The 16,487-nt window shown below is 67.4% G+C and carries 16 protein-coding genes; 10 read left to right on the top strand and 6 right to left on the bottom strand.

Annotated features, from left to right (window positions below; genetic code table 11):
• Positions 1–14: 14 nt before the first annotated feature.
• Complete coding sequence (locus AB431_RS25535; RefSeq protein ID WP_047332293.1) at positions 15–1,334, top strand: amidohydrolase family protein; 1,320 nt, start codon at positions 15–17, stop codon at positions 1,332–1,334.
• On the opposite strand, the gene AB431_RS25530 is transcribed toward AB431_RS25535, so the two are convergent.
• On the bottom strand, positions 1,335–1,979 hold the full coding sequence (locus AB431_RS25530; protein WP_047332292.1) for a TetR/AcrR family transcriptional regulator: 645 nt from the start codon (positions 1,977–1,979) through the stop codon (positions 1,335–1,337).
• 218 nt (positions 1,980–2,197) lie between these two features.
• Between AB431_RS25530 and AB431_RS25525 the strand changes: the two genes are divergently transcribed.
• Positions 2,198–3,736 carry an acyl-CoA carboxylase subunit beta gene (locus tag AB431_RS25525; protein WP_047333799.1) on the top strand — a complete coding sequence of 513 codons (1,539 nt, stop codon included), beginning with the start codon at positions 2,198–2,200 and terminating at the stop codon, positions 3,734–3,736.
• Positions 3,737–3,763: 27 nt separating this feature from the next.
• Complete coding sequence (gene purD, locus AB431_RS25520; protein WP_047332291.1) at positions 3,764–5,035, top strand: phosphoribosylamine--glycine ligase; 1,272 nt, start codon at positions 3,764–3,766, stop codon at positions 5,033–5,035.
• Here purD and AB431_RS25515 read toward each other — a convergent pair.
• On the bottom strand, positions 5,022–6,293 hold the full coding sequence (locus AB431_RS25515; RefSeq protein ID WP_047332290.1) for a cytochrome P450: 1,272 nt from the start codon (positions 6,291–6,293) through the stop codon (positions 5,022–5,024). The genes purD and AB431_RS25515 overlap by 14 nt on opposite strands.
• 87 nt (positions 6,294–6,380) lie before the next feature.
• Here AB431_RS25515 and AB431_RS25510 point away from each other — a divergent pair, with 87 nt between their 5' ends.
• A complete protein-coding gene (locus AB431_RS25510; protein ID WP_047332289.1) occupies positions 6,381–7,169 on the top strand; it encodes a maleylpyruvate isomerase family mycothiol-dependent enzyme in 789 nt (262 codons plus the stop codon).
• On the opposite strand, the gene AB431_RS25505 is transcribed toward AB431_RS25510, so the two are convergent.
• On the bottom strand, positions 7,166–8,077 hold the full coding sequence (locus AB431_RS25505; RefSeq protein ID WP_047332288.1) for an alpha/beta hydrolase family protein: 912 nt from the start codon (positions 8,075–8,077) through the stop codon (positions 7,166–7,168). The genes AB431_RS25510 and AB431_RS25505 overlap by 4 nt on opposite strands.
• Before the next feature lie 105 nt (positions 8,078–8,182).
• Here AB431_RS25505 and AB431_RS25500 point away from each other — a divergent pair, with 105 nt between their 5' ends.
• Together AB431_RS25500 and AB431_RS25495 are read left to right on the top strand one after the other, a co-directional pair.
• Positions 8,183–8,812 carry a TetR/AcrR family transcriptional regulator gene (locus AB431_RS25500; RefSeq protein WP_047332287.1) on the top strand — a complete coding sequence of 210 codons (630 nt, stop codon included), beginning with the start codon at positions 8,183–8,185 and terminating at the stop codon, positions 8,810–8,812.
• An 18-nt stretch (positions 8,813–8,830) separates the two neighbouring features.
• Positions 8,831–9,829 (top strand): SDR family NAD(P)-dependent oxidoreductase, encoded by a 999-nt coding sequence (locus AB431_RS25495; protein WP_047332286.1) that lies wholly within the window; start codon positions 8,831–8,833, stop codon positions 9,827–9,829.
• A gap of 54 nt (positions 9,830–9,883) precedes the next feature.
• Here the strand turns inward: AB431_RS25495 and AB431_RS25490 are convergent, their stop codons facing one another.
• Entirely contained in the window at positions 9,884–10,618 is a 735-nt protein-coding gene (locus tag AB431_RS25490; protein WP_047332285.1) for a DUF429 domain-containing protein, read from the bottom strand.
• A 38-nt stretch (positions 10,619–10,656) separates the two neighbouring features.
• Between AB431_RS25490 and purB the strand changes: the two genes are divergently transcribed.
• The 3 genes from purB to AB431_RS25475 are packed head-to-tail and all read left to right on the top strand — an operon-like array spanning position 10,657 to position 14,251.
• Entirely contained in the window at positions 10,657–12,075 is a 1,419-nt protein-coding gene (purB, locus tag AB431_RS25485) for an adenylosuccinate lyase (protein WP_047332284.1), read from the top strand.
• A 6-nt stretch (positions 12,076–12,081) separates the two neighbouring features.
• Positions 12,082–13,308 (top strand): cytochrome P450, encoded by a 1,227-nt coding sequence (locus tag AB431_RS25480; RefSeq protein WP_047332283.1) that lies wholly within the window; start codon positions 12,082–12,084, stop codon positions 13,306–13,308.
• Between the two features lies 1 nt (position 13,309).
• A complete protein-coding gene (locus AB431_RS25475) occupies positions 13,310–14,251 on the top strand; it encodes a tellurite resistance/C4-dicarboxylate transporter family protein (protein WP_047332282.1) in 942 nt (313 codons plus the stop codon).
• On the opposite strand, the gene AB431_RS25470 is transcribed toward AB431_RS25475, so the two are convergent.
• Entirely contained in the window at positions 14,219–15,040 is an 822-nt protein-coding gene (locus tag AB431_RS25470; protein WP_047332281.1) for a mycofactocin-coupled SDR family oxidoreductase, read from the bottom strand. The genes AB431_RS25475 and AB431_RS25470 overlap by 33 nt on opposite strands.
• A 51-nt stretch (positions 15,041–15,091) precedes the next feature.
• Between AB431_RS25470 and AB431_RS25465 the strand changes: the two genes are divergently transcribed.
• Positions 15,092–15,745, top strand: a complete 654-nt coding sequence (locus AB431_RS25465; RefSeq protein ID WP_047332280.1) for a TetR/AcrR family transcriptional regulator — start codon at positions 15,092–15,094, stop codon at positions 15,743–15,745.
• On the opposite strand, the gene AB431_RS25460 is transcribed toward AB431_RS25465, so the two are convergent.
• Positions 15,733–16,482, bottom strand: a complete 750-nt coding sequence (locus AB431_RS25460) for an amidohydrolase family protein (RefSeq protein WP_047332279.1) — start codon at positions 16,480–16,482, stop codon at positions 15,733–15,735. The two genes, AB431_RS25465 and AB431_RS25460, sit on opposite strands and share 13 nt — an antisense overlap.
• Positions 16,483–16,487: the final 5 nt, after the last annotated feature.

Here is a 16,487-nt window from a genome sequence, read left to right as displayed (position 1 = left end):
GTAGGAGAACCGTGATGGTAGATCCCTCGAATTTGGTGTTGATCAGTGTTGACGACCACACCGTCGAGCCGCCCGACATGTTCGAAAAGAGGGTGCCCGCCCGGTATGCCGACGCCGCGCCGCGGATCGTCGAAGAGGCCGACGGCTCGGTCGCCTGGGTCTATGACGGGATGAAGCTGCCCAACATCGGTCTCAATGCGGTCGCCGGCCGGCCCAACGACGAGTGGGGATTCGAACCGTCGCGGTTCGAGGACATGCGCAAGGGCTGCTACGACGTCGATGCCCGCGTCGACGATATGAACGCCTCGGGCGTGCTGGCTTCGGTGTGCTTCCCGTCGTTCCCGACGATCTCGGGGGCGTTGTTCACCTACAAGGGTGAGCGCGAGATCTCGGCGGTGATGGTCAAGGCCTACAACGACTGGCATATCGAGGACTGGTGCGGCGCCCATCCGGACCGCTTCATCCCGATGGGGATCCTCCCGCTGTGGGATGCCCAGCTCGCGGCAGACGAGGTGCGTCGGCTGGCGTCGCTGGGGTGCCGTGCGGTGACTGTCCCCCAGCACATCGGCAACTATGGCCAACCGGCGTGGCAGGACCGGCAGTGGGATGTCATGTGGGAGGCGATCTGTGAGAACAACACCGTCGTCAACATCCACATCGGCACCGGCGGTGGGATGGCCGTCCCGTCAGACCACACCAGCTACCTGGCCTACAACTCCATGCTCGTGCTGGACACCGGACGGTTCACTGCCGACCTCTTGTTCTCCCGGGTGGTCAAGGACTTCCCGACGATCAAGTTCGCCCTCTCCGAAGGCGGCATCGGCTGGATCCCGTTCCTGCTGGAACGGTTCGAGGACGTGTACAGCCGCCAGCGTGCCTGGACCGGCGACGACCTCGGCGACGGCCGGACCCCCACCGATGTGTTCCGCGCCAACTTTCTGTCCTGTTTCATCCGCGACCGCGTCGGCATCGAGAACCGGCACCGAATCGGAGTCGAGACGATCTGCTGGGAGATGGACTACCCGCATTCCGATTCGAGCTGGCCGGATGCGCCCGAGCAGCTCGCCAAGGAGCTCGAGGGCTGCACCGCCGACGAGATCGAGGCGATCTCGTGGCGCAACGCCGCAAAGGCCTTCGGCTACACCGGCGTCGAGCGACTGGGCCGCGACAACTGCACGGTCGCCGCGCTGCGTGCGAACGTGGCGGGTAGGGACTTGTCGACCCCGAAGGTTGACGTCGACCGGATCCCGAGGCCGGGTTCGCAGGCCATCACCTATGGCGATATGAAGGCCCGGATGGCCACGATCATGACCGGCGGAAAACCTGGATCGTAATCACCGCGGATTGACGGGCGTTTGCCCATCGGCTGACGACAGCGACGAGCATCTCTGGAAGAGGATTGCTGGACCAATCCATCGAGCCACGAAGCCGCGCAGTTCGTTTCCTTCGCGCCGCAAACTCGGGTTGATCAGCAGCGATTGCACTGTGCGAAGCGTCACTTCGGCGAGTCCATCGAGCGCAGTGCCGTCGAAGCCGTGCAACTCCCAATCCACGTCGAGCCGATGAAATATTGACAGGCAGAATGCAATTGCGGTTTCGCCGGTGAGGGAGACGTCGCCTTCTTCTTTCCGCCGGCGAGTCAAGAGATTCTCCAGCTGCGGGTCACCGGCGAGGCTTTCGGTCGCGAACGAAATGCACTCGGTAACTGCCGCGACTGGATCCTTTAGCCCGTGAGCATGGTCTGCAACTTGGTCGAGGAAGCCATCGGCTGCCCGCATGGTGCTGGCGACGAGAAGCGCGTCGGCATTGGGAAAGTAGTGATACACCGTTTGCCGAGTAACCCCAAGCTTTCGAGCGACGTCGGCAAGGCGTATCGCTGCCCCTTGGTCCGCGACTATGTCGTCGACGGCATCCAAGATTCGAGTGATCGCCTCTTCGTCGGAGGCGGGTGTTGCCCCTGCCCAGCCGCGACTACGCATCCGCCGTCAAAAACCCTTCGCCGTCGCACGTCATGTCAGTGTTACGCGGTCAGTCACTTCCAGCAGGCACTCCCGATCCCTTGCCGGGGCTGCACCGCGGACGGCGGCGATCACCGAGCACAATATGCCGGCAGCTGCGCGCTCGCCAGCAACGATGAGTGTATTTTGCCATCCCGGCGCGCGCGCAAGTGCCCACGATGTACGGGTACTTTCGGTTGATGACAGACCGCCCCGATCTGGCCGAACTGCTGCGCCGCCGCGCGCTGACCGAAGACGCGGCACGCCCGGACGCGGTCGAGCGCAGGCATGCCGCGGGCGGGCGGACGGCCCGGGAGAACATCGCCGACCTGGTCGATGCCGATTCGTTCGTCGAGTACGGCCGGTTCGCGATCGCCGCGCAGCGGCGCAAGCGCGACCTCGACGACCTGATCGCACGCACCCCGGCAGACGGGCTGATCGCCGGTACCGCACAGGTGAACGGGCACCCGTGCGCGGTGCTGTCCTACGACTACACGGTGCTGGCCGGCACCCAGGGAGTGCTCGGACACCGCAAGAAGGACCGGCTCTTCGAACTCATCGAGCGAATGCGACTGCCCACGATCTTCTTCGCCGAGGGCGGCGGCGGCCGGCCCGGCGACACCGACGTCCCAAGCGTCTCGTCGCTGGAGACCCGGGCCTTCAAACTCTGGGCGGCGCTGTCGGGTGTGGTGCCGCGCATCGCGATCGTCAAGGGCCGCTGCTTCGCCGGCAACGCGGTGATCGCCGGTTGCTCGGACCTCATCGTTGCCACCACGGACGCCTCGATCGGCATGGGCGGCCCGGCGATGATCGCCGGCGGCGGCCTCGGTGACGTGGCACCCGATGACGTCGGCCCGATCTCCGTGCAGTCGCCCAACGGCGTCGTCGACACCGTCGTCGCCGACGAAGCCGAGGCGGTGGCCGTCGCGAAGCGACTCATCGGTTACTTCCAGGGCATCACGGCGCCTGGTGCAGTCGCCGACCAAACCTCCTTGCGCACAGTCATTCCCGAGCGCGCCAGGCGCGCCTACCCGATCAAGCCCGTCATCGAGACCATCGCCGACGAAGGCACGGTGACCTTCCTGCGGGAGAAGTTCGCCGCCGAGATGGTCACCGCGCTGGCCCGGATCGACGGCCGCCCGGTCGGCGTCATCGCCAACAACACGATGGTGATGGCCGGTGCGATCACCGCGGCGGCGGCCGACAAGGCGGCGCGCTTCCTGCAACTGTGCGACACCTTCGGCCTGCCCGTGATCTCGCTCATCGACTGTCCCGGCTACATGGTCGGCCCGGCCGCCGAAGCCGAGGCGCTGGTGCGGCGTGCCTCGCGAATGCTGGTCGCCGGCGCCGCACTGCGGGTGCCGTTGGTGGCCGTGATCCTGCGCCGCGGCTATGGCCTGGGCGCGCAGGCGATGACCGGCGGCAGCCTGCACGAGCCGCTGCTGACGGTCGCGTGGGCAGGTGCGCACCTCGGGCCGATGGGGTTGGAGGGCGCGGTGCGCCTCGGCATGCGCAAGGAGCTGGAGGCCATCGCCGACGAGGCCGAGCGGGAACAGCGGGTGCGCGAGGCCACGGCCGCCATGGAGGACAACGCCAAAGCGCTCAACGCCGCACAGATCTTCGAGGTCGACGACGTCATCGACCCGGCAGAGACCCGCGGCCTGATCATCGCGACCCTGGCCGCCGCGGCAGCGCGTGATGAACTCCCGCCGCCGAGGCGATTCGTCGACACCTGGTAGTCGAGTCGGGCGATAGGGTGTGAACCTGTGCGCGTCCTCGTGATCGGATCCGGTGCCCGCGAACACGCCCTCTTGCTGGGCCTGCGCAAAGATCCACAAGTCGACTTCTTGGCCGTCGCGCCCGGTAACGCCGGCACCGCGGCGGTCGCCGAACAGCACGACGTCGACGTCACCTCCGCCGAGGCGGTCACCGCGCTGGCCCGCAAGCTCGAGGTCGATCTGGTGATCATCGGCCCCGAGGTTCCGCTGGTTCTCGGCGTCGCCGACGCGGTCCGCGCAGCCGGGATCGCCTGCTTCGGCCCGTCGAAAGATGCCGCCCGAATCGAAGGTTCGAAAGCGTTCGCCAAAGATGTGATGGCCGCCGCCGGTGTGCGCACCGCGGGCAGCGAGACCGTCGACAACCCCGCCCACCTCGATGCGGCGCTGGACCGGTTTGGTCCGGCCGCCGGTCAGCCCGCGTGGGTGGTCAAGGACGACGGGCTGGCCGCAGGCAAGGGTGTGGTGGTCACCGACGACCGCGACGTGGCCCGCGCGCACGCGGCGTCGCTGCTCGACTCCGGGCATCCGGTGCTGCTGGAGTCGTTCCTCGACGGGCCCGAGGTGTCGCTGTTCTGTCTGGTCGACGGGTCGACGGTGGTTCCGCTGCTGCCCGCCCAGGATTTCAAGCGGGTCGCTGACTTTGACGCCGGGCCCAATACCGGTGGTATGGGCGCGTATTCACCGCTGCCGTGGCTGTCTGCGGAAGCGACGTCGGCGATTGTCAGCGAGGTCGTGGAACCCGTTGCGGCCGAGCTGGTTCGACGTGGTTGCCCGTTCTCCGGACTGCTGTATGCCGGGCTGGCCATCACATCGAACGGCCCGGCCGTCGTCGAATTCAACTGCCGGTTCGGCGATCCCGAAACGCAGGCTGTGCTGGCGCTGCTGGAGTCCCCGCTGGGGCAGCTGTTACACGCCACCGCAACCGGAACGCTGGCCGACGCCGCCCCGCTGGAGTGGCGCGACGGTTATGCCGTCACCGTGGTGGTGGCCGCCGAGAATTATCCGGGTCGTCCCCGGGTGGGCGATGTGATCACCGGGTCGGAGGCCGACGGCGTCCTGCATGCCGGTACCACCCGGCGCGCCGACGGGACCATCGTGTCCTCAGGAGGACGGGTGCTCTCGGTCGTCGGTACCGGAGCGGACCTGGTGGCGGCCCGGGAGGTTGCCTACCGAATCGCATCGTCGATTCGCTTGCCCGGCAGCCATTTTCGCAGCGATATCGCGCTGGCTGCCGCCGAGGGGCGCATTACACCAGTTTGACCGGCAGCCTCTTCACGCCGTGGATCACATTGCTGTGCAGGTACTCCGGCTCACCGACCTGAACGTCCGGCAGCCGGGTGAGCAGTTGATGGAACAACTGCCGCAGCTCGGCTCTCGCGAGGTTGGCCCCCAGGCAGAAGTGCGGGCCGCCGCCACCGAAGCCGAAGTGCGGGTTGGGCGAGCGGGTGATGTCGAACTCGCCGGGATGGTGGAACACCGCCTCGTCGCGGTTGGCCGAACAGTAGAACAGCGCCACCTTCTCGCCGGCCTTGATCTGTGTGCCGGCCAGTTCGGTGTCGGCCGTGGCGTGGCGGGCGAAGTTGAGCACCGGGGTGGCCCAGCGGATGAACTCCTCGGCGGCGGGACCGATCCGTGCGTCGAAATCCTCCATCAGCCAAGCTCGTTGGCCCGGGTTGTCAGCGAGTGCCTTGAACGCGTGCGAAGTGGTCTGCTTGGTGGTGTCGTTACCGGCGGAGGCCAACAGCACCATGAACGAGCCGATCTGGACGTCGGTGAGCTGGTGGCCGTCGACCTCGGCGTTGACAATGTTGGTCATCAGGTCGTCGTGCGGTTCGCGGCGGCGCAGCTGGGCCAGCTCGATGCCGGAACTGGTGAGGATCCCGATCTGGGTCAGCGCGTGCGTGGCGCGTTCTTCGAAGCTGGCGTAGTCGTCATCGGTGGCGCTGAACAAGCTTTCGGCCGCGTACGCCACGGCTTCCTGGTCGGCGGGGGCGATGCCGATCATGTCCGAGACGGTCCGCATGGGGAGCTTCGCCGAACATTCGGTGACGAAGTCGATCTCCTCACCGTCGCGCAACCGCTCGATCAACCGGTCGACGATGTCGGCGGCGTTGGCCTGAATCTGGGCCTCGATGCGACGGACCTGCTTGGGAGTGAACGTGGCGCTGATCAACCGCCGATACAGTGTGTGTTCCGGCGGATCCATGGCCAGGAAGAAACTCGTCGCCTGCTGCACTTCGGCCGGGAGGGGGTCGACGCTCATGCCCAATGCCGAGCTGAAGATCTCCGTGTGCTGGCTGACGTACTTGATGTCGGCGTGCCGGGTGACCGCCCAGTATCCGGTCTCTGAGTGCGGGAACACCGAAGACACTGGCGCATGCCAGGACAATCCTTCGGCCGCCCGCAACTGCGCGAATGTGCGGTCGCGGGTGGCGAAGTCGGCCGTCCAGAAGTCCGGTGCCGAGATGTCGAGCGGGTGGTACGGCCGCGGGGAGAGCGGTGGGCTTTCGACGGTCATGATCTCCTCGCAACGCGCTTGTCGGAAGGCTTATCGAATGGTTGACAGTAACTGCGACTGTAGACAATTCCACAACGGGAGACAATCATGGCGCAGGTGAGTCCGGACCGCGGTGCGGCGTTCAAGGCCGAGCGGGCCGAGCTGCTGGCGTTCTGCGCGGGTCTCGAGCCTGCGCAGTGGCGAATGGACAGTCGCTGCCCAGGCTGGCGCATCCAGGACGTCGTGGCGCACATGGGCACCGGCTGCCGTGCGCTGTTCAGTCCCGCCGCGGCAAAGTTGATGCGCACCAACGACATCGAAGCCGCCAACGACCTGATGGTCGACACCCGGCGGGATCGGTCCGGGCCGGAGGTGCTGGCCGAGTACCGCCGGTGGAGCGGCGTCGCGGCCGCCGTCTTCCCGCTCATGGCGCGCCGGCCGATCGGTGGGGTGCCGATGGCGTTGGGGGAGCTTGGCCGCTTTCCGCTGCGGGTGCTCACCGGCGCCATGGTCTTCGACCACCACACCCACCTGCGTCACGATATGGCGCCGGCGCTGGACCGGCCCGCCCCGGGCACCGACGCCAACCGGATGGCCGTCGTATGCGAGTGGATGATGGCCGTGCTGTCGAACCAGATCCGAGCGGCATCCCCGGCCTGGCTGGACCGACCGCTGGCGATCACCCTGACCGGGCCCGGCGGCGGCACCTGGCGGGCGGCGCCCGACGGCACGGTGGCGGCGGGCCCGACGCAAGGGTCGGCCGCGCAGATCACCGGTGTGGCACTGGAGTTCCCGGAGTGGGGCACCCGGCGGGCCGGCTGGCGAGACCGCGACGTTCAGATCAGCGGCGACACCGACTACGCGACGGCGTTCCTCGACACCGTCAACGTGATCTAGGCCGTGAGGAGCGGCGCCATCCAGGCGATCTCGCCGGGCAACTGCGAGCTCCAGTAGCCGCCGTCGTGGCCGCCGGGGGAAAAGCCGCCGGCGGGCGGACTGGGCAGCTGGGCGATGAACTGCTTGGTTGCTGAATAAAACGGGTCGCTGTTGCCGCAGTCGATCCGGATGGGGATCGACGCCAGCGCCGGCAGGCCGAAGACGGAGTTGGCGGCGAAGTCGTCGGGACCGTCGAACGCGCCGGGCGCCGCCGCGCCGGACGACAGCCAGAGGGCCGGGCTGACCGCGGTGATCGCCGCGGTGCGGGCCGGTCCGAGCCGCGCGCCCAGGAGCAACGCGCCATAACCGCCCATCGACCAGCCCAGGAACGCCACCCGGGAGGTGTCCAACCCTTGACTGCTGAGCATCGGGATCAGCTCGTCGAGCACCATTTTCCCCGAGTCCTCGCCCGAGGCACGCTTGTGCCAGTAGCTGCCGCCACCGTCGACAGCGACCACCGCGAACGGTGGCAGTCCGGCCTGAACCGCTTGGGCCAGGCCCTGTTCGACACCACCGGCCATCACGCCCGCGGCATCCTGGCCCTTACCGTGCAGCGCGATGACGGGGCGCAGGGGCGCCGTCTGCCCCGGCGGGCGGGCAATGGCCCAGTTGGTGCTCACCCCGCCACGCGCGGCCGACACGAACGAGCCGGTCACCATCGTTGGGGCGGCGACGCCGGACGCAGCAGGCTCCAGCGGGGCGGGCGGTGCCAGCGGAGCGCCGACACCGGTCATCGCGACGTCCGGGCCGGCAACGTTTGTCGCAGAGTCCAGCATGCGGCCGCCCGCGAAGGCACCCCCGACACCCGCAACGGCTCCGGCGCCCAGTCGTAGAACTGCGCGACGGCTCAGGTTCGCCATGCGATTCATCTTGCCAAAGCGGTCGGGTGTGGGGCCGTCGAGCCAAGCGGCACGTCAAGCCAAGTTGATGATTCTTCGCCAAAGAGCAATGTCCCGCTGACGCTGCTGGCAGCATTGCTGAACGTGACGGCAGCGATGACCCCCAAGGGGGAACGACGTCGGTATGCGCTGATCAGCGCTGCCGCCGAGCTGCTGCGTGAAGGCGGGTTCGAAGCGGTGCGACATCGCGCGGTGGCGCGTCGCGCAGGTTTGCCGCTGGCGTCGACCACCTATTACTTCTCCTCGCTGGACGATCTGGTGCTCAAGGCCGTCGAGTACATCTGTGCGGTGGAAACCGCGCAGCTGCGGGCCCGGGTGGATGCGCTCCCGCGCCGGCGGCGCGGTGCGGAGGCGATTGCCGACGTGTTGGTCGACCTGCTGGTCGGCGATCCCGACGGCGAGGCCAGCAGCGAAGAACTGATCTCCCGCTACGAGCGCTACATCGCGTGTGCCCGCCATGCCGAACTGCGCGAAATCCAGCACCGGCTGGCGCAGCAGCGGGTCGATGCCGTGGTGGCGGCGATGGCCAGGTCGGGCCGCAACATGCGCGTCGATCTGGTGACGGCTCTGGTGAACGCCATCGACGGCGCAGTCGTCTCGGCTCTGGTCAGAGACGGCGACGGCCCGCAAGAGGTTGCCCGGGCGACGGTGACGGACGTGATCGACGTACTCGCACCGATCGATGAGCGCACTGTGCGCGTCTGAGCGGTTACGTTCGAAGACATGGATTTCTCCGGGCTCGCCCGGCCTGCCGCGGAACTACTCGACGGCGTGATGGACCGGGCACTGATCCTCGGCTACACCAAAATCGGTTCAGGCTTGCGCAGGCACTGGTGGGCCGCCGACGCCGGACCGCGGGCGCTGCTGGGCAAGCGGGTGCTGATCTCCGGGGCGACCGCGGGAATCGGCCTGGCGATGGCGCGCTCGTTCGCTGGACTGGGCGCGACCGTGCACCTGCTGGGTCGCAATCCGCACAAGGTTGACGAGTCGTCGGCCACGATCCGGGACTCGGTGGCCGGTGCGCATGTGGTGGCCGAGGTCTGTGACGTCTCAGACCTCGATGCGGTGCGCGCGTGGACGGCCGACTTCGCCAACCGGGTGCCTGCGCTCAACGGGTTGGTGCACAACGCCGGTCTGATGCCCAAAGAGCGCAGTGTCACGCGTCAGGGTCATGAGGTGCAGCTGGCCACCCACGTGCTGGGTCCGCATCTGATGACCGAGCGGCTGCTGCCGCTGTTGCGTGCGGCGGGCGGGGCGTCGGTGGTGTGGGTGTCCTCGGGCGGCATGTACGGTTCGCCGCTGGTGGTCGATGACCTGGAGTTCAGGCGCGGCTATAACGGGGTGCGGGCGTACGCGCGCACCAAGAAGATGCAGGTGGTGCTGGCCGACTCGTGGGCGCGCCGGCTGGCCGGTACCGATATCCGGGTGGAGAGCATGCATCCCGGCTGGGTCGACACTCCCGGCGTGGCCGAATACCTGCCGCGGTTCCGCGCGGTCACCCGGCCGCTGCTGCGCGATGTGGCCGACGGCGCCGACACCGCGGTGTGGCTGGTCGCAACGCGGCCGGAGTCCAAGCCCGGCCATTTCTGGCATGACCGCAGCCAGCGGCCTACGACGTTCGGCTGGCAGCGTCACGAGAATCCGGCCAAGGTGCGGCGTCTGCTGGAACAGGTCAGCCGGTTGACCGGGACGTCGGAAGAGTGGCCCGGCCTTCGGGCGTAGCGCCCTTGCGCCGAAACCGACAAACGGCCGCGAAGTTGCGAGTGCGGCACGACATTACGTCGATCTCGGCGTAGGGGTGACGATGCAGCCGCTGCCCGGGTCGCCGTAGATCGTGACGTCGCCGGGCCGAGTCGTCGCGAACAGCGCGACGTAGGCGCACAACACCGCGTCGATCGGGTCTTCGGCCCGGCGCAGTTGGGACTTGCGGGTCGCGGCGCGCACCGAGTCGGCGAGATGACGCCAGCCGTCGTCATCTGCGACACGCAGTGGCGGCGTCGCTGCACGCAGCGCTTCGATATACCCGATCAACCGCAGGAGCTCGGCCTGCAGCTGCGCGAAATCGCGGCCGGACTTGTGCTTGTACTTCAGCGTGCGATCCAGTCCGAACAGCACCACGCCCGCCGCATGCGGAAACACCTCCAAGGCTTTTCGCGGTGCCGAGGAGCGCGGGTCGAGGTCCAGGTTCATCGCCCGGCACAGCCGAGCGCCTCGGCCGCCGTCGGCGAACCACGCCAGCCCCGTGTTGGCGGGATACGCCCCGGCGTGGAAGCGGCGAAAATCCCGGTTCAGCAACGTCTCGCCGGGCCGGGTGCCGGTCGGATTGGTCACGACCAGCGGGGCGTCGACCGCGACCACGCACGGGCCGGCGGTGTAGGGCGCGAGTTGAGCCAGGATGTCGGCATCGTTGCCGGCGGCCGCGACATGCCGCAGCGACCCGGTGTCGTCGACGACGGCGACACCGGTCGGGTTGCGCTCACCCCAGGCGAGGTCGACGCCGGCGAAGTACACGCAGGCCAGCTTGCCCGACGACCGTAAGCTAATGCGTTGTGACAATCCCTAATGTCCTGGCCGGACGTTATGCCAGCGCGGAGATGGTCGCGATCTGGTCGCCCGAAGCCAAGATCGTCGCCGAACGCCGGCTTTGGCTGGCGGTGCTGCGCGCCCAATCTCAACTCGGCGTAGAGGTACCCGACTCTGTGATCGAGGACTACGAGCGGGTGCTCACCCAGGTCGACCTCGCGTCGATCGCCGCGCGCGAGCGGGTCACCCGCCACGACGTCAAGGCCCGCATCGAGGAATTCAATGCCCTGGCCGGACACGAGCACGTGCACAAGGGCATGACGAGCCGGGACCTCACCGAGAACGTCGAACAGCTCCAGATCCGCCGCTCGCTGGAACTCGTGCACGCCCACGGGGTGGCCGTTGTGGCCCGCCTTGCCGAAAGCGCGCTGCTCTATCGCGAACTGGTGATGGCCGGTCGCAGTCACAACGTCGCCGCGCAGGCCACCACGTTGGGCAAACGGTTCGCGTCGGCCGCCGAGGAGACCCTGGTCGCGTTGCGGCGGGTTCGCGAACTGATCGACCGTTACCCGCTGCGCGGCATCAAGGGCCCGATGGGCACCGCCCAGGACATGCTCGATCTGTTCGACGGTGATGCCGTGCGGCTGGCCGAGCTGGAGCGCCGGGTCGCCGAATTCCTGGGCTTCAAAGCCGTTTTCACCAGCGTCGGCCAGGTCTATCCGCGCTCGCTGGACCACGATGTGCTCTCGAGCCTGGTTCAGCTCGGCGCCGGGCCGTCGTCGTTCGCGCACACCGTGCGGTTGATGGCCGGCCATGAGCTGGTCACCGAAGGGTTCGCTCCGGGACAGGTCGGCTCGTCGGCGATGCCGCACAAGATGAACACCCGCAGCTGTGAGCGGGTCAACGGATTGCAGGTTATTCTGCGCGGTTACGCGTCGATGGCCGCGGAACTGGCTGGCGCGCAATGGAATGAGGGTGATGTGTTCTGCTCGGTGGTGCGCCGGGTGGCATTGCCCGACGCGTTCTTCGCCATCGACGGGCAGATCGAGACGTTCCTGACGGTGCTCGACGAGTTCGGTGCCTACCCTGCGGTGATCAAGCGGGAACTGGACCGCTACCTGCCGTTCCTGGCCACCACCAAGGTGCTCATCGCGGCGGTCCGGGCCGGCGTGGGCCGCGAGACTGCGCACGAGGTCATCAAGGAGCATGCGGTCGCCGTCGCACTCGCGATGCGGGAGAAGGGCGCCGAACCGGATCTGCTGGACCGCTTGGCTGCCGACGACCGGCTGCCGCTGGACCGGGCGGCACTGGACGCCGCGCTGGCCGACAGGCAGGCGTTCACCGGGGCGGCCGGCAGTCAGGTCGACCAGGTGATCGCGGCGGTGGACGAGCTGGTCAGCGCCTACCCGGACGCGGCGAAGTACACCCCTGGCGCGATCCTGTAGACGCCAATGTTGCTCAGCGACATCGACTTCACCGACCTCGACAACTTCGCCGGGGGCTTCCCGCACGAGCTGTTCGCGATCCACCGTCGTGACGCGCCGGTGTACTGGCATGAGCCCACCGAGAACACCCCGGACGGCGAGGGCTTCTGGTCGGTGGCCACCTACCCGGAAACCCTTGCCGTGCTTCGGGATCAGGACGCCTACTCGTCGGTGACCGGCGGGGAGCGCCCGTTCGGCGGCACCCTGCTGCAGGACCTGTCGATCGCCGGGCAGGTGCTGAACATGATGGACGATCCGCGGCACACCCACATCAGGCGACTGGTCAGCTCGGGCCTGACCCCGCGGATGATCCGCCGGGTCGAAGACGATCTGCGCCGCCGTACGCGGGTTTTGCTCGATGCCGTGCAGCCCGGGGTGCCCTTCGATTTCCTGGTCGACATCGCCGCCGAGCTGCCCATGCAGATGATCTGCATTCTGCTGGGAGTGCCTGAGAGCGAACGGCACTGGCTCTTCCGTGCCATCGAGCCGAGCTTCGACTTCGGCGATTCCCGCAAGGGTGAGGTCGGCACCATGTCCATTGAGGAGGCGGGGTCGCGGATCTTCGCCTACGGCTCGGAGCTGATCGCGAAGAAGCGCGCCGAGCCCGGGGACGACATGCTCTCGGTGGTGGCCAACGCCACCGTCGACGACCCGGATGCGCCGTCACTGACCGACATCGAGCTGTACCTGTTCTTCAATCTGCTGTTCAGCGCCGGCGCGGAAACGACCCGCAACGCGGTGGCCGGTGGACTGCTGGCGCTGGCCCAGCATCCCGACGAGCGTCGGCGCCTGCAGGATGATCCCGGACTGTTGCCGACGGCGGTGGAGGAGATCGTGCGCTGGACCTCGCCGTCACCGTCCAAGCGGCGCACCGCAACCCGGAACACCGAGCTCGGTGGATGCGTGATCCGGGCGGGCGACAAAGTGCTGGTGTGGGAGGGCTCGGCCAATCGCGACGGATCGGTGTTCGACAGTCCCGATTGTTTCGACGTGGGACGGAAACGCAATCCGCACTTGGGATTCGGACAGGGTGTGCACTATTGTCTGGGTGCCAACCTGGCCCGTCTGGAGCTGCGGGTGCTCTACGAGGAACTGCTGAGCCGGTTCTCGGAGATCAACGTGGTCAAGCCGGTCGAGTGGGCCCGCAGCAACCGGCACACCGGTATCCGGCACATGTTCACCGAACTTGGCTGATATGCGGCCACCGCCCGACGTGTTCGCGGCGGTGATGGCAACGGGCATCGTCTCGATTTCGGCGGCCGACCACGGGTACCGCTGGATCAGCCTGGCCCTGGCGGTGATTGCCGGGTGTGCGCTGCCGGTACTCGTCGTGATGTGTGCGGTGTCGTGGCGCCGGTCGCCGCCGGACTTCCACGACCCCGACGTGCTGTTGCGGATGTTCACCTATGTGGCGGCGTGCGCGGTGCTCGGCGCGCGGCTGGCCGAGTACCGAATCGCGTTGGTGATCCTGGCCGCTCTGGCACTGCAGTTCTGGCTGACGCTGACGCCGGTGGTGGTTCGGCGGATGTGGCGGATCCGCTGGGTCGGGTTACGAGACCGAGCGCATGGCGCGTGGGAGTTGGCCAGTGTGGCGACATCCGGCTTGGCCATCCTCTCCGCTGATCTGCACTGGCTGTTCGGTGCGCTGCTGTTCTGGGCACTGGCGCTGGCGGTGTACGCCGCGATGACGGCGCTGATCCTGTGGCGGGCGTTCCACGAACGGCTCGACCCCGGCGGCTTCGAACCGGACGGCTGGATACTGATGGGCGGCCTCGCGATCGCAACGCTGGCGGGCGATCGGATCCACCGGGTGTGGCCCTCGGACGTCGTCGTCGTGATCACGGTATTCACCTGGGTGGTTGCGACACTGTGGATTCCGGCGCTGCTCTACTTCGCTATTGGGCGCATCAATCTTCCCGGCACCCTCCAATTCAGGGGCGTGTGGTGGGCGATGGTTTTCCCGCTCGGCATGTACTCGGCCGCGACCTTTGCGATGTCGCGCGAAACCGGGGTACTCGCGTTCATCGCCGCGTCGCAGGTGTTCTTCTGGGTGGCCTTCGCGACGTGGGTGACGGTGACCGTCAGCGGGCTGCTCTACCTGCGTTCACATCACCGCGTGTCCGGCATCGACGGGTAGCGCGACCCCGGTGATGTAGCGGGCTTTCGGGCTCGCCAAGAACACGACGACATTGGTGACGTCCTCGGCCTCGACGAAGGGGACCGGCAACAGATTGGCCGACAGCGCGGCACCGTTCGGATTCTCCTGGAACGTCCGCAGCGTGTGGTCGTTGAGAATCATCGGGGTGCCGACGCCACTGGGGTGCACCGTGTTGACCCGGATGCTGTGCGCGGCGTAGGCATTGGCCGCCGAGCGCATCAGCCCGACGACACCGTGCTTGGCCGCGGCATAGGCGAACATCGCGGCACTGCCGTCGCCGCCCTTACCGACGAGGCCCTGCGCGGAGCTCGTCAAGATGATCGAGCCGCCGCGGCCCTTGCGGATGATCGAGGGCACCGTGGCCGCGATGGTGTGCCAGACCCCGTTGAGATTGGTCTCGACGATGTCGCGGTACACCTCGGTGTCGAGCGGATCTTTGAGACCGATGGCCACCACCCCGGCATTGGCCACGACGATGTCGATCTCGCCGAGCGCGTCCACGCCACCCTGTACGCCGGCCTGCAGGGCCTCGAGGTCGCGCACGTCGGCGACGACCGGAACGACGCGCCGGCCCTGGGCTTCGACGAGGCGGACGGTCTCGTCGAGATCCTCCTTGGAGGCCAACGGGTAGGGAATGGAGTCGATGTCGGCGCAGCGGTCGATGGCGATGATGTCGGCGCCCTCTGCGGCGAGCGCAACGGCATGACTGCGGCCCTGGCCGCGGGCTGCGCCGGTGACGACGGCGACGGTGTCGATGAGGTCTCCCACGACGCGGACTCTAACCGATCGGCCGGCGACTGTGAGAAGCTTCTGGAAGCGATGGCGAAACCCAAAGGTGCAGCGTCGGCCAATTCCTCGCTCCTGGGCCGGCCGGTGGGCGCCAACAGCGAGGAGACGAGGCGGCGGATCCTCGAGGCGACCATGCGCTGCGTTGCGGCGGTCGGCTACTCCAGGACGACGATCCGTGAGATCGCCCGCGAGGCGAATATGACCAGTGGCAGTCTCTATCACTACTTTCCGAACAAGGCCGAGCTCGTCAAGGCCACCTTCGACGAGGTGGCGACGATCGCCGTGCCGAGGCTCGAACAGGCCGCCGAAGACAACGTCGCGACCCTGGACAAGCTGATGGCCGTCTTGGACGAGAGCGTGCGGGTGATGCAGGACTACCCGCTTGCCGTCGCGTTCGACCGGGCCATCCGGGCCGAGAGCCCGCAGCACCTGCACCTTGCCGAGAACAGCGACACCCGATTCGTGGCGTTGCGCAACCTGATCCGCGACATCCTCGACCAAGGCGCCCGCGAGAAGGTCTTGGGCCGTGGCGTCGACGTGGAGAGTGCGGCCAACGCCGTGTACATGATCTTCCGCGGACTGAACGAATACGCCGCCAGCGCACCGCCGCCCGAGGAGTATCACGCGACGGTGGCTGCACTCAAACAGCTGCTGCGGGGCCAGCTCTTCGGTCAGAGCCGGTAGAAGGCGTGCGCGTTGGTGGCCAACACGGCATCGACGTGCTCGGCGCCGACTGCACCGGCGATGCGATCGATATCGCTGTCGCGGAACGGAATTGCCGCCCGGGTCGAGGGCAGGTCGCTGCCGAAGATCAATGCGGCGGGGTTCACGGCAACGATGTCGCGCATCAGGGCATCAGGATCGGTGATATTGATCCGACCGAATCCCGTTGCCTTGACTACGGTTCCGGACTCCACCAGCCGCAGTAGGGCTCCCGTCGTGTCGTCTGACATGCCCAGGTGGTCGATGCTGATCTGGGGCAGCGCCGCCAGGATGGGCTCGAGCTCGGTCAAGTCGGCGGCGTCGAGGTAGAACTCGCAATGCCAGCCGGCGACCTCGTGCACGCGACGAGCGAGGGCATCGATGTCATCGAGTGTTGCCGATCCACCGCGGTACAGATTGAAGCGGACTGCGCGAATACCGGCATGGGCCAGTGCGAGGATGTCGTCGTCGGTCGTGTCGGCGGGGATCTGAGTGACGCCGACGAATCCTGAACCGAGCTGTGTCAGAGCAGCTTTCAAGTAACCCTGATCGAAGGCCTGAAACGACCCGCTGACCACGGCGCCGCCGGCGACGCGTAGTGGCTCGACGCGCTCTCGGTAGTCGGCGACGGTGAACGGATCGGGTAGGAAACCGTTGTTGGGCACCAATGGGAAGCGCGGATCGATGATGTGGAAGTGGGCATCAAAATGATCGGGCACAGGGG

It is taken from the genome of Mycobacterium sp. EPa45 (assembly GCF_001021385.1).
GTDB lineage: Bacteria > Actinomycetota > Actinomycetes > Mycobacteriales > Mycobacteriaceae > Mycobacterium.
The sequence above is the reverse complement of the archived record's forward strand: the minus strand, read 5'-3'. Positions and strand labels throughout refer to the sequence as shown.